Origin of the sequence: Mycobacterium colombiense, from assembly GCF_001672755.1 — a bacterium.
GTDB classification, from domain to species: domain Bacteria; phylum Actinomycetota; class Actinomycetes; order Mycobacteriales; family Mycobacteriaceae; genus Mycobacterium; species Mycobacterium colombiense_C.
The window spans coordinates 195,518-215,933 of sequence record NZ_LZKI01000073.1; the positions used below are offsets into that span (position 1 = coordinate 195,518).

General features: G+C 69.5%; 18 protein-coding genes. 12 read left to right on the forward strand and 6 right to left on the reverse strand.

Annotation, left to right across the window (positions count from 1 at the left end; all coding sequences use genetic code 11):
- Position 1: 1 nt before the first annotated feature.
- The gene (gene hsaA / locus A5708_RS10705; protein WP_064882082.1) at positions 2–1,186 is read right to left on the reverse strand and encodes a 3-hydroxy-9,10-secoandrosta-1,3,5(10)-triene-9,17-dione monooxygenase oxygenase subunit; all 1,185 of its coding nucleotides are present in this window, start codon (positions 1,184–1,186) and stop codon (positions 2–4) included.
- 158 nt (positions 1,187–1,344) lie between these two features.
- Here hsaA and A5708_RS10710 point away from each other — a divergent pair, with 158 nt between their 5' ends.
- Together A5708_RS10710 and A5708_RS10715 are read left to right on the forward strand one after the other, a co-directional pair.
- Positions 1,345–2,427 carry a ferredoxin--NADP reductase gene (locus tag A5708_RS10710; RefSeq protein WP_065028583.1) on the forward strand — a complete coding sequence of 361 codons (1,083 nt, stop codon included), beginning with the start codon at positions 1,345–1,347 and terminating at the stop codon, positions 2,425–2,427.
- A gap of 46 nt (positions 2,428–2,473) precedes the next feature.
- Complete coding sequence (locus tag A5708_RS10715) at positions 2,474–3,004, forward strand: hypothetical protein (protein ID WP_065028584.1); 531 nt, start codon at positions 2,474–2,476, stop codon at positions 3,002–3,004.
- A 2-nt stretch (positions 3,005–3,006) separates the two neighbouring features.
- Here A5708_RS10715 and A5708_RS10720 read toward each other — a convergent pair whose 3' ends face one another.
- Positions 3,007–3,888: an SDR family oxidoreductase gene (locus A5708_RS10720; RefSeq protein ID WP_065028585.1), complete on the reverse strand. Its 882-nt coding sequence runs from the start codon at positions 3,886–3,888 to the stop codon at positions 3,007–3,009.
- Positions 3,889–3,973: 85 nt separating this feature from the next.
- Between A5708_RS10720 and A5708_RS10725 the strand changes: the two genes are divergently transcribed.
- Positions 3,974–4,546 (forward strand): TetR/AcrR family transcriptional regulator, encoded by a 573-nt coding sequence (locus tag A5708_RS10725; protein ID WP_065028586.1) that lies wholly within the window; start codon positions 3,974–3,976, stop codon positions 4,544–4,546.
- On the opposite strand, the gene A5708_RS10730 is transcribed toward A5708_RS10725, so the two are convergent.
- Entirely contained in the window at positions 4,543–6,693 is a 2,151-nt protein-coding gene (locus A5708_RS10730) for an acyl-CoA dehydrogenase (RefSeq protein ID WP_065028587.1), read from the reverse strand. The two genes, A5708_RS10725 and A5708_RS10730, sit on opposite strands and share 4 nt — an antisense overlap.
- A 342-nt stretch (positions 6,694–7,035) precedes the next feature.
- On the opposite strand from A5708_RS10730, the gene kstR reads away from it, so the two are divergent.
- Positions 7,036–7,635, forward strand: coding sequence for a cholesterol catabolism transcriptional regulator KstR (gene kstR, locus A5708_RS10735; protein ID WP_064952052.1), 600 nt, complete (start codon positions 7,036–7,038; stop codon positions 7,633–7,635).
- Positions 7,636–7,648: 13 nt separating this feature from the next.
- On the opposite strand, the gene A5708_RS10740 is transcribed toward kstR, so the two are convergent.
- Entirely contained in the window at positions 7,649–8,728 is a 1,080-nt protein-coding gene (locus A5708_RS10740; RefSeq protein WP_065028588.1) for a LacI family DNA-binding transcriptional regulator, read from the reverse strand.
- A 127-nt stretch (positions 8,729–8,855) separates the two neighbouring features.
- On the opposite strand from A5708_RS10740, the gene A5708_RS10745 reads away from it, so the two are divergent.
- The 7 genes from A5708_RS10745 to A5708_RS10775 all read left to right on the forward strand — a co-directional run bounded on the left by A5708_RS10745 (position 8,856) and on the right by A5708_RS10775 (position 15,209).
- On the forward strand, positions 8,856–9,791 hold the full coding sequence (locus A5708_RS10745; protein ID WP_065028589.1) for a metal ABC transporter solute-binding protein, Zn/Mn family: 936 nt from the start codon (positions 8,856–8,858) through the stop codon (positions 9,789–9,791).
- Positions 9,788–10,609, forward strand: a complete 822-nt coding sequence (locus tag A5708_RS10750; RefSeq protein WP_065028590.1) for a metal ABC transporter ATP-binding protein — start codon at positions 9,788–9,790, stop codon at positions 10,607–10,609. The genes A5708_RS10745 and A5708_RS10750 overlap by 4 nt, the downstream gene beginning before the upstream one ends.
- Positions 10,609–11,469, forward strand: coding sequence for a metal ABC transporter permease (locus A5708_RS10755; RefSeq protein WP_065028591.1), 861 nt, complete (start codon positions 10,609–10,611; stop codon positions 11,467–11,469). Before A5708_RS10750 ends, A5708_RS10755 begins: the two co-directional genes overlap by 1 nt.
- A gap of 37 nt (positions 11,470–11,506) precedes the next feature.
- Complete coding sequence (locus A5708_RS10760; protein WP_065028592.1) at positions 11,507–12,217, forward strand: sensor domain-containing protein; 711 nt, start codon at positions 11,507–11,509, stop codon at positions 12,215–12,217.
- 61 nt (positions 12,218–12,278) lie between these two features.
- Positions 12,279–13,037 carry a LamB/YcsF family protein gene (locus A5708_RS10765; RefSeq protein WP_065028593.1) on the forward strand — a complete coding sequence of 253 codons (759 nt, stop codon included), beginning with the start codon at positions 12,279–12,281 and terminating at the stop codon, positions 13,035–13,037.
- Positions 13,037–13,954 (forward strand): MBL fold metallo-hydrolase, encoded by a 918-nt coding sequence (locus tag A5708_RS10770; protein ID WP_065028594.1) that lies wholly within the window; start codon positions 13,037–13,039, stop codon positions 13,952–13,954. Before A5708_RS10765 ends, A5708_RS10770 begins: the two co-directional genes overlap by 1 nt.
- A gap of 13 nt (positions 13,955–13,967) precedes the next feature.
- The gene (locus A5708_RS10775; protein ID WP_065028595.1) at positions 13,968–15,209 is read left to right on the forward strand and encodes an SLC13 family permease; all 1,242 of its coding nucleotides are present in this window, start codon (positions 13,968–13,970) and stop codon (positions 15,207–15,209) included.
- Here the strand turns inward: A5708_RS10775 and A5708_RS10780 are convergent.
- Positions 15,206–17,848 carry a LuxR C-terminal-related transcriptional regulator gene (locus tag A5708_RS10780; RefSeq protein WP_065028596.1) on the reverse strand — a complete coding sequence of 881 codons (2,643 nt, stop codon included), beginning with the start codon at positions 17,846–17,848 and terminating at the stop codon, positions 15,206–15,208. The genes A5708_RS10775 and A5708_RS10780 overlap by 4 nt on opposite strands.
- Before the next feature lie 212 nt (positions 17,849–18,060).
- Between A5708_RS10780 and A5708_RS10785 the strand changes: the two genes are divergently transcribed.
- Positions 18,061–19,428 carry an FAD-dependent oxidoreductase gene (locus tag A5708_RS10785; RefSeq protein ID WP_231117867.1) on the forward strand — a complete coding sequence of 456 codons (1,368 nt, stop codon included), beginning with the start codon at positions 18,061–18,063 and terminating at the stop codon, positions 19,426–19,428.
- Here the strand turns inward: A5708_RS10785 and A5708_RS10790 are convergent.
- Positions 19,425–20,372: a glycerophosphodiester phosphodiesterase gene (locus A5708_RS10790; protein WP_065028598.1), complete on the reverse strand. Its 948-nt coding sequence runs from the start codon at positions 20,370–20,372 to the stop codon at positions 19,425–19,427. The two genes, A5708_RS10785 and A5708_RS10790, sit on opposite strands and share 4 nt — an antisense overlap.
- Between the last annotated feature and the right edge of the window lie 44 nt (positions 20,373–20,416).

Consider the following 20,416-nt stretch of genomic DNA (forward strand, 5'->3'; position numbering starts at 1 on the left):
ATCAGACCATGGTGTCGCCGGGCGGCAACCCGAACTCGTTGTTTCCGAAGATCTGGTAGGCCCGCTCGGGGTCGTTCGCCGCGTGCACCCGGCCGGCGTGCGCGTCGCGCCAGAACCGTTGTACCGGTTGGTCATTGCCCAGGGCCGTGGCGCCCGAAGCCTCGAACAGCCGGTCGATGGAGGCGATCGCGCGGCCGGTGGCGCGCACCTGGTCGCGGCGAGCGCGGGCACGCAGGTCGAACGGGATCTCCTTGCCGGCCGACAGCAGCGCGTACTCGTCGGCGACGTTGCCGCTCAGCTGGCGCCACGCCGCGTCGATGTCGCTGGCCGCTTCGGCGATGCGGACCTTGGCGAACGGGTCGTCCTTGGCCTTCTCCCCGGCGAACGCGGCGCGCACCCGCTTGCCCTGGTGCTCGACGTGCGCATCGTACGCGCCGTAGGCCATGCCGACGATCGGCGCCGAGATCGTGGTGGGGTGCATTGTGCCCCAAGGCATCTTGTAGACCGCGGCGGTGTTGTTCTCGTATCCGCCCGCGGTGCCGTCGTTCATCGCCTTGTAGGACAGGAACCGGTGCCGCGGCACGAAGACGTCCTTGACGACGACGGTGTTGCTGCCGGTGCCGCGCAAACCGACGACATGCCACACGTCGTCGATGCGGTACTCGCTGCGCGGGATCAGGAAGCTGCCGAAGTCGACCGGGCGCCCGTCCTTGATCACGGGACCGCCGAGGAACGCCCACGTGGCGTGGTCACATCCCGACGACCAGTTCCACGAACCGTTGACCAGGTAGCCGCCGTCGGTCACCACGCCGGCACCCATCGGGGCATACGACGACGAGACCCGGGTCTTGGGGTCCTCGCCCCAGACCTCCTCCTGCGCCTGCTGGTCGAACAGCGCCAAGTGCCAGTTGTGCACGCCGATGATCGAGCTCACCCAGCCGGTGGAACCACACGCGCTGGCCAGCCGCCGCACCGCCTCGTAGAACAGCGTCGGATCGCACTGCAGGCCGCCCCACTGCTCGGGCTGCAACAGGGTGAAGAAGCCCACATCCTGCAGGTCCTGAACGGTCTCGTCGGGCAGCCGCCGCAGATCCTCCGTCGCCTGAGCGCGTTCGCGAATCTGCGGGAGCAGATCATCGATGCCAGCCAAAACCGACTGCGCATCACGCTGTTGAATGGACGTCACTTACGTTTGCCTCCTGCGCCAGACTTACTCAGCGGACTTACACCAGAGACTAGAACACGTTCCGATTTGTGTCGAGCAGGGTATTCCTGCGGCTGGTAGCGATACGAATCCGCTTTTCTGTAACATGTTCTAGTTGCAACGAAAGGAAGGGACGGGCCTTGACCGAGGCGATTCCCGACGAGCCTCTCGGTGACCACGTCCTCGAACTGCAGGTCGCCGAGGTCATCGCCGAGACCGACGATGCGCGGTCGCTGGTGTTCGCGGTACCCGACGACGCGGGCGACCCCGACATCCCACCCGAGCGGTTACGGTACGCGCCGGGCCAGTTCCTGACGCTGCGCGTGCCCAGCGAGCGCACCGGCTCGGTGGCCCGCTGCTACTCGCTGTGCAGCTCGCCGTTCACCGACGACGCGCTGACGGTCACCGTCAAACGCACCGCGGACGGTTACGCGTCCAACTGGCTGTGCGACCACGCGCACAAGGGTATGCGGATCCACGTGCTGGCCCCGTCGGGCAACTTCGTCCCCAAGACGCTGGGCGACGACTTCCTGCTGATGGCCGCGGGCAGCGGGATCACGCCGATCATGTCGATCTGCAAGTCCGCGCTCGCCGAGGGCAGCGGGCAGGTGACGCTGATCTACGCCAACCGCGACGACCGTTCGGTGATCTTCTCCGAAGCGCTGCGCGAGCTGTCCGCCAAATATCCCGACCGGCTCACGATGTTGCACTGGCTGGAATCGCTGCAGGGCCTACCCAGCGTGGCCGCGCTGGCCAAGCTGGCCGCCCCCTACACGGATCGGCCCGTCTACATCTGCGGCCCAGGCGCCTTCATGGACTCGGCGAAAGAAGCGCTCGAAGCGCTGAAAGTGCCCGCGCCGCAAATACATATCGAAGTGTTCAAGTCGCTGGACTCGGACCCGTTCGCGGCGGTGAAGATCGAGGACACCCCCGAAGGCGACGAGCCGCCGGCGACCGCGGTGGTCGAACTGGACGGCGAAACGCACACCGTGTCGTGGCCGCGCAACGCCAAGCTGCTCGACGTCCTGCTGGCCAAGGGCCTCGACGCGCCCTTCTCCTGCCGCGAGGGTCACTGCGGCGCGTGCGCGTGCACGCTGCGCAAGGGCAACGTGAGCATGGAGGTCAACGATGTGCTCGAGCAGCAGGATCTGGACGACGGCCTGATTCTGGCCTGTCAATCTCACCCGGAATCTGATTCGGTAGAAGTCACCTACGACGAATAGTCGTGGGGTTAAGTTCACCCTGGGGTCAGAGGGAAGGGAAGCATCGATGATGCGGCTGATATCGGGATTCGCAGTCGTCGCAGTGATGCCGATGTTTCTGCCCGCCGCGGTTTGCGCGGCGTCGAGCAACACCGCCACCACGCTGTTCCCGCTCGACGGGCCGAACCAGCTCGAGACGCGCATGATCCTCAATTGCTTCAAGGCCGACGGCCACTGCGACTTCACCGCCGGGGCGGACATGCTGACGCCCGGCGGGGTGACCGGCTTCCCACCCGGCCTGTGGGCCCGGCAAACCACCGAGATCCGCTCCTCGAACCGGCTGGCCTACCTCGACGCGCACGCCGACGGCCAGTACGAGCGGGTGCACAAGTCTATGGGTTCCGACGAGATCACCACCATCTACATGGGTGAGGGCCCGCCGGAGAAATACCAGACGAACGGGCGCATCGACTCCACCGACTGGCAGACCGGCCAGCCGAAGACCGACAACAACGTCATCGCCTGCACCCACATCCAGGTGGTCTACTCCGGGGTCAACATCACCTCACCCAGCACCTGCGCAGTGACGACGTTCTAGCGCTACTCCGGGTAGTCGCCGACTTCCAGATCTTCGAGCAGGCTCGGATGTGTTGGCGCCCAACCGAATCGCTGCCGGGTCAGTGCGCTGGATGACGGCTGGTCGACGCCGAACATGATGCCGAGCGGACCGAAATTCTCCGCCGGAACCGGTTCGACGGGAAGACCGAGCCGGCGGCCGATCACTTCGGCGATCGCCCGCATGGGGTCGCCTTCGTCGCCGACCGCGTGCAGCACCGAGCCGGGCGGGGCCTGCTCGAGGGCCAGCCGGAACAACGACGCGGCATCGTCTCGGTGCACGGCGGGCCAGCGTTGCGCGCCGTCACCGACATAGGCCGATACGCCACTGTGCCGGGCGGCCTGGATCAGCAGGCTGGCAAAGCCATAACGGCCGCCGGCGTCGTGCACCGACCGTGGCAGCCGCACGACGGATGACCGGACGCCACGCTCGGCCAGATCGATGGCGGCCTTGCCGGTGCGGCCGCGGCCGGCCATCGGGCCCTCGGTGTTGAAGGGGTCGTCTTCGGTGCTCGGACGTCCGAGCGCCATCGGGGTGCCGTTGGCGAGCACCAGCGGCTTGCCGGTGCCGACGAGTGCTTCACCGAGCGCGGCGACTGCACGTGATTCGTCGCCGATGGCGTCCCCGACGCTGCTGAAGTCATGCGAGAACGCGAGGTAGACAACGCCATCGGCGTCCACGGCCGCCTTCTGCAAGAGATCGAGGTCGGTGACATCGCCGCGCAACGGCTCGGCGCCGAGTCCGGTGATGGTCGCGGCCGCGGTATCGGATCGGGCCAGGCCGACGATCTGATGATCGGCAGCGATGAGTTCTGTGACGACGGCCGAGCCGATTCCTCCGCTGGCGCCGGTGACGAATACACGCACGAGCAGCTCCGTTCTGGTGATGCGACTATTATCCCATCACCCTACACCCGCGATGAGACAATGGTCGCATCACTAAGCTGGGGGGATGGCTCGCTGGGAACCCGATGCGCGCGCCCGCTTGGTCGCCGCGGCATTGGACCTGTTCAACGAACACGGATACGACGAGACGACGGTTGCGCAGATCGCCGAGCGTGCGGGCCTGACCAAGAGCACGTTTTTTCGGCATTTCCCGGATAAGCGAGACGTGCTGGCGGCCGGCCAGGACGCGATCGCCCGACTACTCCGTGAGGGCATCGCCGCGGCCCCTGCCGACGCGACACCGCTGGCCGCGGTGTGCTCCGGATTGAAGTCGGCCTCGGCCGCGTTCACCGCGTACAACCGGGACCTCGCGCCCCGACTCAAGGCTGCGATCGCCGCCAGCGCCGAGCTTCAAGAACGCTACGCGCTCAAACAGATTGGGCTAGCCCTGGCGGTGTCCGAAGCGCTGCAAGCCCGTGGCGTGCCGGGGCCGACCGCGGCGTTGGCCGCCGAGCTGGGGGCGCTGGCGTTCAAGACCGCCTATGCTCGCTGGACCGAGCCCGACGAAAGCCGGGACATGGGCACCATCGCATGCCAGGCGCTAAGCGAATTGCACGCTGCCGCAGCTGATCTCGGCTAGCGGGGCAGGCCGAGAAGTCGCTCCGCCGCGACGGTGAGCAGGATCTGCTCCGTGCCGCCGGCGATGGTCAGGCAGCGGGTGTTGAGGAAGTCGAACACCGCTCGGTCGCCGTCCGCCCGGCGGTCAACCAGGCCGCCGCCCTCGGACACGTCCATCGTGAACTCGGCCAGGGCCTGGCGGTAGCGGACACCGATGAGCTTGCGCACACTGGACTGCGCCCCGGGGTCTTGGCCGCCGACGGCCAGCTGGGCAATCCGCTGGTCCAGCAGCGCGCCGGTCTGCGCGGTAACGATCAACCGCCCCAACCGATCTTGCTCCGCGGCGTCCAGGTCGAGCTCGGCCAGCAGCTCGAGCAGTTCCTCCATCGGGTTGCCCAGCGCCGTTCCGTTGGCCATCGCGACCCGCTCGTTGGCCAGCGTGGTGCGGGCCAGCCGCCAACCGTCGTTCACCTCACCGACGACCAGCTCATCGGGAACGAACACGTTGTCCAGGAACACCTCGTTGAACAACGAGTCACCGGTGATCTCACGCAGCGGACGGATCTCGATGCCCGGGGAGCTCATCTCCACCAAAAAGTAAGTGATGCCTTTGTGCTTTGGCGCATCCGGATCGGTGCGGGCCAGGCACACGCCCCACTTCGCCTTATGCGCGGCCGACGTCCACACCTTCTGGCCGGTCAGGTTCCAGCCGCCCTCGGTGCGGACCGCCTTGGTGCGCAGCGAGGCCAGGTCGGAACCGGCCCCGGGCTCGGAAAACAGCTGACACCAAAGGAATTCGCCGCGCGTGGTGCCCGGCACGAAGCGCTCGACCTGTTCCGGTGTGCCGTGCTCGAGGATGGTCGGCGCCGCCCACCAGCCGATCACCAGGTCGGGCCGGGCCACCCAGGCCGCCGCCAGCTCCTGATCGATCAGCAGCTGCTCGGCCGGACCCGCGCCGCGCCCGTAGGGCGGCGGCCAGTGCGGCGCCTGCAGGCCCGCCTCGGCCAGGGCCGCCTGCCGCTTCTCCTCGGGCAGCTCGGCGATCCGGGCCACGGCGGCGGCGATCTCCGCCCGCTGGTCCTCGACCTCGGTCAGGTCGATCCTCAGCCGGCGCCGCACACCCGCCTGGGTCAGCGCGGTGATGCGACGCAACCAGGTCTCGGCCCCGCCCAGGAAACGGCCGATGGCATGCGCCCGGCGCAGGTACAGGTGCGCGTCGTGCTCCCAGGTGCAGCCGATGCCGCCGAGCACCTGGATGCAGTCTTTGACGTTGGCCTTCACCGCGGCGATGCCGGTGCTCGCGGCCAGGGCCGCCGCGATGGAGAACTGGGATTCGTCGCCCTCGGCGGCGGCGCGCGCGGCGGCGGCGGCGGCCACCTCGGCCTGCTCGGCGCGGCACAGCATTTCGGCGCAGATGTGCTTGATGGCCTGGAAGCTGCCGATCGGCTTGCCGAACTGCTCGCGGACCTTGGCGTAGTCGACGGCGGTCTCCAGCGACCAGCGGGTGATGCCGGCCGCCTCGGCCGCCAGCACAGTCGCGGCCAGCTCCTCGACGCGCGCGCGGGTCTCCGACACGACGGTGGCCGGGACGGAGTTCAGCACCACCCGGGCCAACGGCCGGGAGAAGTCGCTGGCAGCCAGCGGCTCGATCTGCACACCGTCAGCGCCGGTGTCGATCAGCAGCCACGTCCCGTCGGCCGGCGCCAACAGCACCGCGCCCTCGGCCACACCCAGCGCGACCGGCAGGATGCCCGACGCCGTCGAATTCGCGCCGTCGAACTCGATGTCGCCTTCCAGCGCCAGCCCGGCAAAGCGCTCCCCGGAGGCGAGGGCGCCCAGCAACTCGGGATCCGAGCCCGCCTCGGAGAGAAGCACAGTGGCCAGCGCGGTGGTGGCCACCGGCCCGGGGACCAGCGCTTTCGCCGCTTCCTCGACCATCGCGCACAGGTCTTCGATGCTGCCGTCAGCGCCGCCCAACTCCTCCGGGATCGCGACGCCGAAGATCCCCAGCTCGGCCAGCCGGGAGAACACCGGCCGCCAGGCGTCGGACTTGCCCTGCTCCACGTCGCGGATCGCCGCGGTGCCGCCCGGCCCCGACGTCGAATTGCGGGCCCAGTCGCGCACCAGGGCACGCGCGGCAAACTGCTCGTCGGTGACGGTCGCTACCACCTGAGGACCTCCGCGTCCTTGACTCGACGTGACAAGAGGATCGAACCCCTGTCCTGATTGTGCGATCTGCCCGCCAAGCGGGTATGTCTCCAACACGTGTTGGCACGCAACCCGCTCTCTTCGAGACTAGAACGTGTTCTAATAGTGCCAGTGATCGACCGTCAAGTCGAACGCCATTACAGCAGCACAGCGCTTGTCCGCGGCGGTATGGAGGTGGGAAATTCACACGCAGAATGCGTATCGTTTGCAAACGAACCGCCGGGAACAGGAGCAAACCGTCACATGCCAACCAACGCAAATCCGAGCCGCGTGTCTGACGCGCAGCCGCGCGAGGTCATAAACGTGGCGGTACTGGCGGAATCCGAACTGGGGTCGGAGGCGCAGCGGGAACGCCGCAAGCGCATCCTGGACGCCACCATGGCCATCGCCTCCAAAGGCGGCTACGAGGCGGTTCAGATGCGGGCGGTGGCCGATCGCGCGGACGTCGCGGTGGGGACGCTGTACCGGTATTTCCCGTCGAAGGTGCACCTGCTGGTGTCGGCGCTGGGCCGCGAGTTCAGCCGCATCGACGCCAAGACGGACCGCTCTGCGATGACCGGTGGCACTTCCTTCCAGCGGCTCAACTTCATGGTGGGCAAGCTCAACCGAGCGATGCAGCGCAATCCCCTGCTGACCGAGGCGATGACGCGTGCCTACGTGTTCGCCGACGCGTCGGCAGCCAGCGAGGTCGACCAGGTCGAGAAGCTCATCGATTCGATGTTCGCGCGCGCGATGGCCGACGGCGAACCGACTGAGGACCAGTACCACATCGCCCGGGTGATCTCGGACGTGTGGCTGTCGAACCTGCTGGCGTGGCTCACCCGGCGGGCCTCGGCCACCGATGTCAGCAAGCGGCTGGACCTGGCCGTGCGGCTGCTGATCGGCGACCAGGACTCCAAGTAGCCAGTAGCCCGGCTCACGCCGGCGGGCCGGCGGTGCGGCCGCGGACGAGTTCGGTGTTCAGCAGTTCGACGGCCGGCAGCCCGGATCGCGGCGGCTTCAGCAACAGCTCCCCCGCCCGGCGGCCCTTCTGCAGGCTGGATTGCGACACCGTGGTCAGGCCGCGGTTGATGGCCTCGGGCACGCCGTCGAACCCGGTGACGGTCATCTGGCCGGGCACGTAAATGCCGTGCGCGCGCAGGTAATCCATGGCGGACAGGGCCAAGATGTCCGCGGTGCACATCAGCGCGGTGATCCGCGGATTGGTCTCGAGGGCCACCTTGGCGGCCGCGCCGCCCGATTCGGGCAGATGTTCGTAGCTTTCCACCACGGTCAGGGAATCGGGGTCGACCCCGGCGGCCGTCATCGCCTCCCACACGCCGACGATGCGCTCGCGCTGCACGTCGAAGGCGGGCGAGCGCAGCCGGTCGGCGTCCACCAGGCCCTGGCGCCGGTCGCGGCCCAGCCGCATGGTCAACAGCCCGATCTCGCGGTGTCCCAGGCCCAGCACGTAGTCGGCGAGCTCGCGCATCGCGGCGCGGTCGTCGATGCCCACCCGCGAGGCGCCGGCGAGCCCCTTCGGTTGGTCGACCACCACGACCGGCAGCCGGCGCTGCAGCACCACCTGCAGGTAGGGGTCGTCGTCGCACACCGAATACACCACGAAGCCGTCCACGCCTGCCGAAAGCACCGCGGCCGTCCCGTCTTTGAGGCTGCGGCTGGGCCCGACGGCCACCAGCAGCAGCCCCTGACCCAGCGCCTCGCACGACTGCGCCACCCCGGTGACGAAGTCCCGCGCGGCGGGGTCGCTGAAGAAGTAGGTCAGGGGTTCGGCCATCACCAGGCCGACCGCACCGGCCTTGCGGGTGCGCAACGATCGCGCCACCGGGTCGGGGCCGGCGTACCCGAGCCGCTTGGCCGTTGCGAGCACGCGCTCACGCAGGTCCGGCGAGAGCTGATCGGGCCGATTGAAGGCATTCGAGATCGTCGTGCGCGAAACGTTGAGCTCGTCCGCCAACGACGCCAGAGTCGCACGCCGGCGCGGTGTGGGACTCACGTTCGGTGAGGCTACAGCGGATCGGGGCCCGCGCGTACGCGCTTCAGCTTGCGGCTTGTAATGGAAACGGTTTTCATTAGTATTATGGATCGGCTGACTGGCCGGCGGGAGGAAATCGGACGTGCGCATGGCACCGACACGGCGGCGAACGGCGAAGGCCAGGACCGCCGATGCGACGCGACGGCTGGCGGCCGCCCTGGTGCTGACCGGCGGGGCGATCCTCACCGCCTGCAGCAGCACCCCGCACTCGCGCGCCATCTCCGTCGTCGCCTCCACCGATGTGTGGGGCAGCGTGGCGCGCGCCGTCGCGGGCTCGCATGTCGCCGTCAAATCCATCCTCAGTGGTGCGGACGTCGACCCGCACTCCTACGAAGTCAGCCCCGCGGACGCCGCCGCGATCGCCGACGCCCCGTTGGTGGTCTTCAACGGCGGCGGGTATGACGGCTGGGTCGACGAGGTGCTGGCCCGCCACCCCGACGCCAAGCCGGTCGATGCCTACTCGTTCCTTGACGGCGGGCAACCCCGCAACGAGCACGTCTTCTACGACCTGACCGTCGCGAAGTCGGTTGCGGCCACGATCGCCGACCGCCTCGCGACGATCGACCCGGGCAACGCCGCCGACTATCGGGCCAACGCCGCCGCGTTCGGCCGCGACGCCGACGCGATCGCCGGCGTCGAACACTCGATCGCGATCACCCACCCCAACACCTCGGTGATCGCGACCGAACCGGTCGCGTTCTACCTGCTGAAGGCTTCGGGGTTGGTGAACCGGACCCCGCCCACGTTCGAGGCGGCCGTCGAGAACGAGACCGATCCCACGCCGGCCGACATGGCGATGGTCCTCGATCTGGTCAACCGGCGTCAGGTGTCGGCGGTGCTGATCAACCCGCAGACCTCGACGACCGCGATCAACGGACTGCGCGACGCCGCGCGGCACGCGGCTGTCCCGGTCACCGACGTCTCCGAAACGCTGACAGACGGCACGGATTACCTGACCTGGCAGCGCAATACGGTCAACCAGCTGCAGAACGCGCTGCAGTCGAGCCGGCCCCTACCGTCATGAGCCTCGAACCCGTCGCGGCCATCGAGAACCCCGCGGAGACCGTTTCGCTGCGCGGCGCGCGGCTGTCGTTCGGCGACCGCGTGCTGTGGGACCAGCTGGACCTGTCGGTGTCGCGCGGCGAATTCATCGCGGTGCTGGGCCCCAACGGCAGCGGCAAGACGTCGCTGCTCAGGGTCCTGCTCGGGCAGCTGGCACTGAGCGCCGGCGCCGGGCTGGTGGACGGCAAGCCGATCACCTCGGGCAGCGGACGCATCGGCTATGTGCCGCAACACCGTCCGATGGACGCCGACGTGATGCTGCGCGGGCGCGACCTGGTCCGGCTGGGCATCGACGGGCCGCGCTGGGGCGCCATCCCGCTACGGTCCGCCGATCGGGAGCGCCGGCGCGCGGCCGTGCGCCAGGCACTGCGCCAGGTCAACGGCGAACATCTGGCCGACGTCCGGGTCGGGATGATGTCGGGCGGCGAATTGCAGCGGGTGCGCATCGCCCAGGCGCTGGTCAGCGACCCGCTGCTGTTGCTGTGTGACGAACCCCTGCTGACGCTGGATCCCGCCAACGCCAAGCTGGTGTCGGCGCTGATCGAGCGGCGCCGCCAGGACGCAGCGACCACGGTCATCGTCGTCACCCACGAGCTCAACCCGATCCTGCCGTACGTGGACCGGCTGCTGTACCTGGTCGACGGGCGGTTCGAGGTCGGCACCGTCGAGCAGGTGATGACCAGCCAGACGCTCTCGGCGCTGTACCAATCCGACATCCAGGTGGTGAAGGTCAAGGACGGCTACGTGGTGGCCGGGGCGCGCGACGACGGGTACTGCTGATGGAGCATCGGCTCGCCGGGCTGCTGGACCATCTGTTCTCCTTCGACATCACCGCCCACCTGCTCGGTCACGACTTCGTGCAGCAGGCACTGCTCGCCGCCGCCCTGCTGGGACTGGTGGCCGGGCTGATCGGGCCGTTCATCGTCATGCGGCAGATGTCGTTCGCCGTGCACGGTTCCAGCGAATTGTCGTTGACCGGAGCAGCTTTCGCGCTGCTGGTCGGCTTCGGCGTGGGGGCGGGCGCGCTGATCGGCAGCGCCCTGGCCGCGGCGCTGTTCGGCGTGCTCGGTCGGCGCGACCGGGAGCGCGATTCGGTGATCGGCGTGGTGCTGGCCTTCGGGTTGGGCCTGGCGGTGCTGTTCATCCACCTCTACCCGGGCCGCACCTCGACCAGCTTCGCCCTGCTGACCGGCCAGATCGTCGGGGTCGGCTATACGGGCCTGACCATGCTGGCGCTGGTCTGCCTGCTCGTCATCGCCGTGCTGGCGACCTGTTACCGGCCGCTGCTGTTCGCCACCGTCGATCCCGATGTCGCCGCGGCCCGCGGTGTGCCGGTCTACGCGCTGGGCATCGTGTTCGCGGCCCTGGTCGGCGTGGTGGCGGCCCAGGCGGTGCAGATCGTCGGCGCGCTGCTGGTGATGTCGTTGCTCATCACGCCGGCGGCCGCGGCCGCCCGGGTGGTCGCCTCGCCGGCGGCGGCGATGGTGACTTCCGTGGTGTTCGCCGAGGTGTCCGCCGTCGGCGGCCTGGTGTTGTCGCTGGCGCCCGGTGTGCCGGTGTCGGTCTTCGTCGCCAGCATCTCGTTTCTGATCTATCTGGTCTGCTGGATGATCGGGCGCCGGCGGGAGTCCGCCGCATAAGCTGGTTGCACACATTGGCCCCAGGTCGGAGAGGGCAGTGGTGCGCGGGCGAATCGCGTTCCTGGTGCTTGCGGCGGTGTGCGCCGTGACGGCCGGCTGCACCACCGTGGTCGGCGGCCGCGCGTCGCCCGCCGATACCTCCGGTCCTCTGCCCCAGACCCCGCTGACCGCCGCGGCGCTCGACGGGCTGCTGCTCGACACGGACCAGATCAATTCCTTGCTCAGTGCGGGGATGCGGCTCCGCTACGGCGTGCAGGAGATGTGGGACTGGAGCTCGACTTTCAGCGACAAGAGCTGCCTAGCAATGGACGGCCCGGCCCAGGCAGCCGTCTACGCGGACACCGGCTGGACGGCGATGCGCGGCCAGCGCCTCGACGACAACTTCGACGACCCGGCGGTCCGCAACGACTCCGCGATCCAGGCCGTGATCGCCTACCCGTCCGCCCGGAAGGCCAACACCTTCTACGACGCCTCGGTGCGACGCTGGTTCGCCTGTGCCAATCGCAAGTTTTCCGAACGTCCCACGGGCAAGCCCGAAATCGTGTGGGCGGTGGGCGAGGCCCACAAGGTCGGGGGCACGCTCAGCACGTCCGAGGTTCAGGACAGCAGCGACGGCTGGACGTGCCAGCGTGCGCTGACCGCGCGCAACAACGTCGTCATCGACGTCGCCACCTGCGGCTCCTTCCTGCCCGGCGGGTCCGCGGTCGACCTCGCCGAGCAGATCGCGGCCAAGGTCAGCAAGCAGTAGCCGGGCGCCGCACCGCCTCCTCGCCTACGCCGGCGCGACCGCGCCCCCATAAGCTGGGCGGGTGGCCGGTATCGACCTCAACGCCGACCTGGGCGAGGGCTTCGGCGTCTGGCGCCTGGGTGACGACGACGCCATGCTCGGCATCGTCACGAGCGCCAACGTCGCGTGCGGCTTTCATGCGGGCGACCCCGCGGGCCTGTTGCGGGTATGCCGGTCGGCCGCCGCGCGTGGGGTCCGCATCGGGGCCCAGGTGAGCTATCGCGACCTGGCCGGGTTCGGCAGGCGCTTCATCGACGTCGCCGCCGAAGACCTGATCGCCGACGTGGTGTACCAGATCGGCGCGCTGCAGGCGATAGCGCACGCGGCCGGCTCGTCGGTGTGCTACGTCAAACCGCATGGCGCGCTGTACAACACGATCGTGACCCACACCGAGCAGGCCGCCGCCGTGGCCGAGGCGGTGCGCCTGGTGGACGCCGGGCTGCCGGTGCTGGGCATGGCGGGCTCGGCGTTTTTCGACGAAGCCGCCCGCCGCGAGTTACGCACGGTCGCGGAGGCTTTCGCCGACCGGGCGTATCGGCCCGACGGCCGGCTGGTGTCCCGCCGTGAGCAGGGCGCGGTGCTGGAAGACCCGGCGGAGATCGCCGACCGGGCTGCCGCCATGGTCACCTCGGGGCGGGTCACCGCGACCGACGGCACACAACTCGCTTTGAAGGCGGAATCCGTTTGCGTGCATGGTGATTCGCCGGGAGCCGTGCAGATCGCCGCCGCCGTTCGCGACCGCCTCGAGGCGTCCGGCGTCGAGATCGGGGCCTTCTGCTGATGCGGCTGAAACTCGGGCGCCCCGACATCGCGCGGTACGCGGACCGGTTCGACGCGCCCGCCGCCGCGCCCGGCGCGCCCTCGGTGACCTGGATGGGTGTGGCGACCCTGCTGATCGACGACGGCTCGTCGGCGTTGATGACCGACGGATACTTCTCCCGGCCGAGCCTGGCCAGGGTCGCGGCCGGCAAGGTGGCGCCCTCGCCGGCCCGCGTCGACGGATGCCTTGCCCGGGCCAAGGTCTCGCGGCTGGCCGCGGTCATTCCGGTGCACACCCACATCGACCACGTGCTGGACTCGGCCCTGGTCGCCGATCGCACCGGCGCGCAGCTGGTCGGCGGGCTGTCCGCGGCCAATGTCGGGCGCGGGTACGGGCTGCCCGAAAACCGGATCGTCGTCGCGGTCGACGGTCAACCGATTCGGTTGGGCGCCTACGACGTCACCCTGATCGAATCGCACCACTGCCCGCCCGACCGGTTCCCCGGCGTCATCGACGAACCGGTGACTCCGCCGGTCAAGGCGTCGGCCTATCGCTGCGGGGAATCCTGGTCGACGCTGGTGCATCACCTGCCGACCGACCGGCGGCTGCTGATCCAGGGCAGTGCCGGCTTCGTCAAGGGCGCCCTGGCCGGTCAACGAGCCGACGCCGTGTACCTGTCCGTCGGGCAGCTCGGGCTGCAGCCGCGGTCATACCTGGTCGACTACTGGACCGAGACGGTGCGGGCGGTGGGGGCCCGCCGGGTGATCCTCATCCACTGGGACGACTTTTTTCGCCCGCTGACAAAACCGTTGCGCGCCTTGCCCTATGCGGGTGACGATCTGAACGTCTCCGTCGGCATCCTCGATGAGCTGGCCGCACAGGACGGTGTCGCGGTCCACCTGCCCACGGTGTGGCGACGCGAAGACCCTTGGCAGTGAAGCGGTTCTGACGTTGGCCCTGACGCTTGCGCTGTTGCTGCTTGCTGTTGTCCTGGCGTTCGCCGTCGCGCGCCCCGGGGGCTGGCCCGAGGCGCTGGCGGCCGTCCCGGCGGCCCTGATCCTGGTCGCCGTCGGCGCGATCTCGGTTCACCAGGCCGCGAAACAGATCGCCGACCTGTCCGGGGTGGTGGCGTTCCTGGGTGCGGTGCTGGTGTTGGCCAAGCTGTGCGACGACGAGGGCCTGTTCGAGGCCGCGGGCGCGGCGATCACACGGGGGCGGGTCGGGTCGGGCGGCCTGCTGAGGCGGGTGTTCGTGATCGCCTCGGTGATCACCGCGGTGCTGAGCCTGGACGCCGCCGTGGTGTTGCTGACCCCGGTGGTGCTGGCCGCCGTGCGGCGACAGCGTACCCGGGTGCGGCCGTACGCCTACGCCACCGCGCATCTGGCCAACGGCGCCTCGCTGTTGCTGCCGGTGTCGAACCTGACCAACCTGCTGGCCTTCCACACCGCCAACATCTCGTTCACCAAGTTCACGCTCGTGATGGCGGCGCCGTGGGTGGGCGCGGTGGCCGTCCTCTACCTGATCTTCCGGTGGTTCTTCGCCGAGGACCTGCGGGTGCAGCCGGACCCGGAGCAGATGGGCGCGCCGCCGCGCCCGCCGGTGTTCGTGTTGGTGGTCGTCGCGCTGACGCTGGCCGGGTTCGCGGTCGCCCAATCCGTGGGCATCGCGCCGGCCTGGGTGGCGCTGTGCGGCGCGGTCGTCCTCGGGGTGCGCAGCCTGCGCCACCGGCACACCTCGGTGTCCGACATCGTCCGCTCGGTGAACGTGTCGTTTCTGGTGTTCGTGCTGGCGCTGGGCGTCGTGGTGCAGGCGGTCATGCTCAACGGGATGGACAAGGCGATGTCGGCGGTGCTGCCGTCGGGTTCGGGCCTGCCGGCGTTGCTCGCCATCGCCGCGATAGCCGCCGTGCTGGCCAACGTCGTCAACAACCTGCCCGCCACGCTGGTGCTGCTGCCGCTGGTGGCGCCGAGTGGACCGGTGGCGGTGTTGGCCGTGCTGATCGGGGTGAACATCGGCCCCAACCTGACCTATGTGGGTTCGCTGTCGAACCTGTTGTGGCGGCGCGTGTTACGCCAGCACGACGTCGACGCCGGTGTCGGCGAATACACCCGCCTGGGCGTGTGCACGGTGCCCGCCTCGCTGGCGGTGGCGGTGCTCGCGCTGTGGGCCTCCGCGCGGCTGCTGGGGCTCTAGGGCGCGGGCGGGCCGCAGGGGCCCGAGCGGATGATCGACGCCAGCTCCTCGCGCGACTGCGCCCCCACACGCTGGCAGGCCCGGTACACGTGGCCCTCCACGGTGCGCACCGACATCACCAGCTTCTCGGCGATCTCGCGATTGGACAGGCCGGCCACCACGAGTTCGATGACGGCGCGCTGTCGGCCGGACAATTTCAGGCCCGTGGGGGTGTGCAGCGCAGGAGTGTGCAGGCCACCGCACTCGTCGGCCAGCTCCCTGGCCAACGCCGCGGCGTACATTGCCCGGCGCCGGTGTTGGTGTTCGTCGAACACCACCGAGGCCTGCGCCGCCGCATCGGCGGCCGCGACCCGATCACCGATCCTCCGGTACGCCGCCGAGGCCGCCAGCAGGCCCTCCCCATCGCGGCCCGACAGCGCCTCCGCGTGCGACGCGACGGCGTCGGCCAGCGGCAGCGACAACGCGCCGGCCAGCTCCCGCGCCCGCGCCGCGTGCCCGGCGTCGCCCCACTGCGCCGCCGCCTGGATGCAGGCCAGCTCGTGGGTGGGCTGGCCACGGTCGCGGGCCAGCCGGGCCGCGTCCGTCGCGCATGCCACGGCCTCGCCCAGCCGGCCGCTCGCCGCCATCGCCCACCCCTCGGCCAGGGACATGGCGGTGTGCATGAACAGAAAGTCCGCCGGGACGCAGGACCGCGCCGCGGCGACCGCCTCGTTCGCATCGTCGGCCTGCCCGAGCTTCGCGTGCGCCTCGGCCAGCGCGAAATAGCTCGCTGGTCGCAAACCGGTTGTCACGTAGTGTATTTGAACCCCGGCCACCGCCTCATGTACCAGCCGGGCCGCCTCGGCGACGGCGCCGTGAGCCAGCTCGGCGGTGCCGGACAGCAGGGCGAGGTTCGCATACGCAAGGCCGGGGATGTCACGGGAAGATTCGGCCAGTTGTCTTGCTGTGCCGACATATTCATCGATCCGACCGGTCAACCGGCAGGCACGACCGTAGACGGCGCCGAACCAGAACCGCATATGCGACGCCTGAAACGACGTCGTCGCCCGCCGCAGCGTCTGCTCGGCCACGCCGGCAAGCTCGTCGACCTGGCCCAGCGCCCCCATCGCCATGATCAACGCGAGCGAGGCCATCATCGTGTGGAAGCCGGGCAGGTCGGGAAAATTCAAGGCGGCCTTGGCATTTGCTACGGCGGTCTCGCAGCGTGCCGCCACCGCATCCAGGCACGCCTGCACCGCCAACCGCTCCGCCCGCTGGGCGGGGGTCTCGGAGTCAAGCGCGACAAGTCCGTCGAGGATTTCGACCGCGCCGCGGGGGTCGAAGAGATTCCACATCAGGTTGGCCGCCCGCACGGTCGCCCAGTGATGGCCGTCGGGCAGGTCGCTGTCGGCCATCGCGCGCAGCGCCGCCTCGGCCAGCTCGCCCCGTCCCAGCAGCGCCAGGTTCATGGCCCGCACCCCCGCCGCCCCGGGCGCACCGGCTTCCGTTGCGGCGGTGGCGAACCGGTCGGCCAGATCCAGATCCAGCAGGGTCATCGCATGCCGCGCCGATTCCAGGTACAGCCCAGGGTCGGCATCGAGGTCCGACTCGAGGCGCAGCAACGCGCGGCGCACCGTGGCCTGCATGTCGGCGTCGCCCTCGTCGCCCAGCCGCGCCGCCAGCCTGCCGCGAATCTCCGACAGATACAGCTCGCCGGCGCTCGCGCGGCGCAGCTCACCGAACAGCGGGTGGGCAAGTCTGGCCGTCAAACCGGCGCCGGTGCGTTCGATGCTCACCAGGCCCATCCGCTCGGCTGCCGCCAAGTCGCTGCGCCGCGCCAGATCGCACAGCACCTCGACGGCCAGCGGCTCACACTGCGACAACGTGTCGATCACCATCGCCACTTCCGGGCTGAGCCGCCCCATCTGACGGCCCACCGTTTCGGACAGGCTCGCCGAGACCGCAACGTCGCCGTCCCACATCCATACCCCGGCCGTCTTACACATCCGCCCGGCGGCCACCTGATCCGCCAGCAGCTGCCGCAGGAACAGCGCGTTGCCACCGGTCAGCTTCTGGAACCGCGCCGCGCTGCGCGCATCGACCGGACCGTCCAGCGTGCTCTCGATGACCTCGCGTGTCGTCGCGGCCGAAAACGGTTTGAGGTCAATCCTTTCCAACAACCCGTCTTTCCACAGTGCCGTCACCGCGTCCGGTTCGTCGAGGCCGATGCGTACGGTGACCACCAGCCGGACCCCACCCGACTGCGCCAACTGGTGGACGACCATCGCGGACAATCCGTCCAACAGGTGCGCGTCGTCGACCCCGATCAGCACGCGGCGTTGACGCTGTTGCGCGACAAACGAATTGATCACCCGTCGCACATCGGTCAAAGGATCCGACTGCGCCTCATTCAGAGCCTCGGTCATCGACCCGATGAACGCGCCCAGCGGCAGGGCCTGCGCCGAGTCGGTGCCGACGATCCACCTGGTCCGCTCCCCCGACGCCTCGGCGCGCCGCAGCACCTCGTGGGCGAGCCAGGTCTTGCCCACCCCGGGGGCTCCGGCGATCACCACGCCCGTGCGGTTGCCGCCCGCACTCAGGGCACGGCGAATGATTCCCAATTCGCTGGCCCGCCCGGCCAGCGGCTCGGTGCCGATCATTCGGCGACTATAACGGGCCGCGGCCATCGCCCGGGGCCGCTTTGTCGGCGTTCGCTGGCATCGCGAGTAGCCGGCCCGGGGCGGTGGCGTAGTCGACTACGCTGTCGGCCCCCGTTTCGCCCCATGAGCATGGTGCTCGTCGGGTACGCGCTCAGCACAGGCGGTGGGCTATGGCAAGGACGGGCAACCACGCGGTGGTATTGGGAGCGAGCATGGCCGGTTTGACGGCCGCGCGATCGCTCAGCGAGTTCTTCGCCACGGTCACGGTGGTGGAGCGCGATCCGCTGCCCGACATCCCTCCCGAAACGGCCTGCGCTCGCCGCGGTGTGCCGCAGGGTCGCCACCTGCACGGTCTGCTGCCTCGCGGCGCCCAGGCGCTCGAGCATCTGTTTCCCGGCGTCCTCGATGCGATGGTCATCGACGGCGCGCATCACCTGGATGGCCGTGATCTCTCGCAGCTGTACTACTGCTTGGGCGACCATCTGATGGTGCGTTCGGGGGGCGCGCCTTCGTTCGCCGCATATCTGGCCACCCGGCCGTTCCTCGAGGAGCATGTCCGAGCGCGACTGCGGCGGATCCCCGCCGTCACGCTGCTCGACGAGCACGACATCGTGGATTTGACCACGACATCGGACCGCAGACGGGTGACCGGCGTCCGGGTGGTCGACCGTCGCACCCGCCACGACGTCACGCTGGGCGCGGACTTGGTGCTCGATGCCACCGGGCGCGGCGCGCGCACCCCGGCGTGGCTGACCGCGCTGGGCTACCAGCGGCCGGCCGAGATTCATGTGCCGGTACAGCTGACCTACGTGAGCCAACGCCTGCGCATGGCGCCGGACGCGCTGCACGAATTCGGTTTCATCGTCGCAGCGGTGCCGGGCCGGCCGCGCGGGCTGGGCATGTTGCGCTCGGAGAACGACACCTGGATGTTCACCGTGTACGGCATAGCGGGCCATGCACCGCAGCCGGACCTGGCATCGATGTGCGAGTTCGTCGAGGACTGCGCACCCGCCCACCTGCTGGCCGCGGTCCGAGCCGCCGAACCCATCGGCGAGCCCACCCGGCACGGTCAGCCGTCCAGCCAGTGGCGCCGTTACGACCAGATGCAACGCTTCCCGGAAGGCCTGCTGGTGATGGGCGATGCGATCTGCAGCTTCAACCCGATCTACGGTCAAGGCATGACGGTCGCCGCGCTGGAGGCGCTGGCGCTGCGCGACTGCCTGTCCGAGGGCGCAAAAGATTTGGCGCGGCGATTCTTCCGGGCCGCCGCGGTGCCGATCCGCCAGGCGTGGGAGCTGTCGGCGAACCCGGACCTGTGTCTGCCCGAGATCGAGGGCACGCCACCGCTGCTCACCCGGCTGCTCAACGGCTATATCGATCGCATACTCACCGCGACCGAATACGACGCCGTCGCGGTCGATCGGTTCGTCAGGGTCACCGCACTTCTCGATCCCGCTTCCCGGCTGCTGCGCCCGGGCATGATGTGGCGGGCCGCGTGCGCGAACCTTCGCCGACCGCGGCGCGGCGACGACCGGCCGGCTCACGACAGCGGCGAACTGGCCGGCAGCGCCGCGCGCTAGCCCCGCCGGTAGGCCGGCGGCAACGGCATCGCCAGTTCGGCGAGCACGCCGCGCAGCAGCGTCGGATAGTCGGTGATGATGCCGTCGACCCCGTATCCGATCTGCTGACGCATGGCGGTGGTGTCATCAACGGTCCACGGAATCACCTTGAGTCCCAACGCATGTGCGCGGCCGACGTATGCTGGACCGGTGACCAGTCGATAATCCGGTGAGACGATGCCGGCGCCCACCAGCCTCGCGCCGATCAGCGGATCGCCGATGAGCGTGGCGTTTTCGCCGGCCAGCCAGGGCGAGTCCGGTGCCCAGGTGTGCCCGTCGTAAAGGGCCGCCAATGGAATTGACGGTTCGGCGCGCCGCACCAGCGGCAGGGTCCGCCAGTCGAAGCTCTGGATCTCTACCCGGTCGATCTTGCCCGCGGACCTGACGGCGGCCAGAATCACGTCGACGAACTCCTGCGGCTCGGCCGACGCGCCGGGCCGGTCGGCCTCCACCTTGGTTTCGATGTTGTAGCGGATCCCGTCGGCGCGGTAGGAGTCGGCGAGCGCGAAAACCTGCGGCAGCGTCGCTATCTTGTTGCCCCGCACCACCTCGGCCCGGGGATACTCATCGAGCAGGCGGCCGCAGTCCAGGGTGTTGACCTGCGCCGCGGTGAGTTCGTGCACGAGCTTGCCGACGTACGGGTAGTGGGGGTCACCGGCGAACGCGGGCGCGGTGTCGGCGCACTTCTCGGCCTGGATCATCGGGTCATGCCACACCAGCGGTTGCCGGTCCGCGGTCAGGACGACGTCGAGTTCCAATGTGGTGACGCCCAATTCGAGCGCCTTGGCGAACCCGCGCAGCGACTCCTCGGTGGTCTCCCCGCGCCCCCCGCGGTGGGCCTGCAGGTCGAAGTCGGTCGCCTGGGCCCGGCCGACGCCGACCGGCCACAGCGCGACCGCCAGCATCAGCGCTCCCAGCGCCGCTAGAAGGCGCGCGGGCCGGCCGGGCA

Excerpts from the sequence above, each read along its gene's own strand:
- A5708_RS10715 (WP_065028584.1), top strand. The coding sequence starts at position 2,474 with ATGATGCGGCTGATATCGGGATTCGCAGTCGTCGCAGTGATGCCGATG.
- A5708_RS10725 (WP_065028586.1), top strand. The coding sequence starts at position 3,974 with ATGGCTCGCTGGGAACCCGATGCGCGCGCCCGCTTGGTCGCCGCGGCA.
- A5708_RS10745 (WP_065028589.1), top strand. The coding sequence starts at position 8,856 with ATGGCACCGACACGGCGGCGAACGGCGAAGGCCAGGACCGCCGATGCG.
- A5708_RS10750 (WP_065028590.1), top strand. The coding sequence starts at position 9,788 with ATGAGCCTCGAACCCGTCGCGGCCATCGAGAACCCCGCGGAGACCGTT.
- A5708_RS10755 (WP_065028591.1), top strand. The coding sequence starts at position 10,609 with ATGGAGCATCGGCTCGCCGGGCTGCTGGACCATCTGTTCTCCTTCGAC.
- A5708_RS10770 (WP_065028594.1), top strand. The coding sequence starts at position 13,037 with ATGCGGCTGAAACTCGGGCGCCCCGACATCGCGCGGTACGCGGACCGG.
- A5708_RS10780 (WP_065028596.1), bottom strand. The coding sequence starts at position 17,848 with ATGATCGGCACCGAGCCGCTGGCCGGGCGGGCCAGCGAATTGGGAATC.
- A5708_RS10785 (WP_231117867.1), top strand. The coding sequence starts at position 18,061 with ATGGCCGGTTTGACGGCCGCGCGATCGCTCAGCGAGTTCTTCGCCACG.
- A5708_RS10790 (WP_065028598.1), bottom strand. The coding sequence starts at position 20,372 with ATGCTGGCGGTCGCGCTGTGGCCGGTCGGCGTCGGCCGGGCCCAGGCG.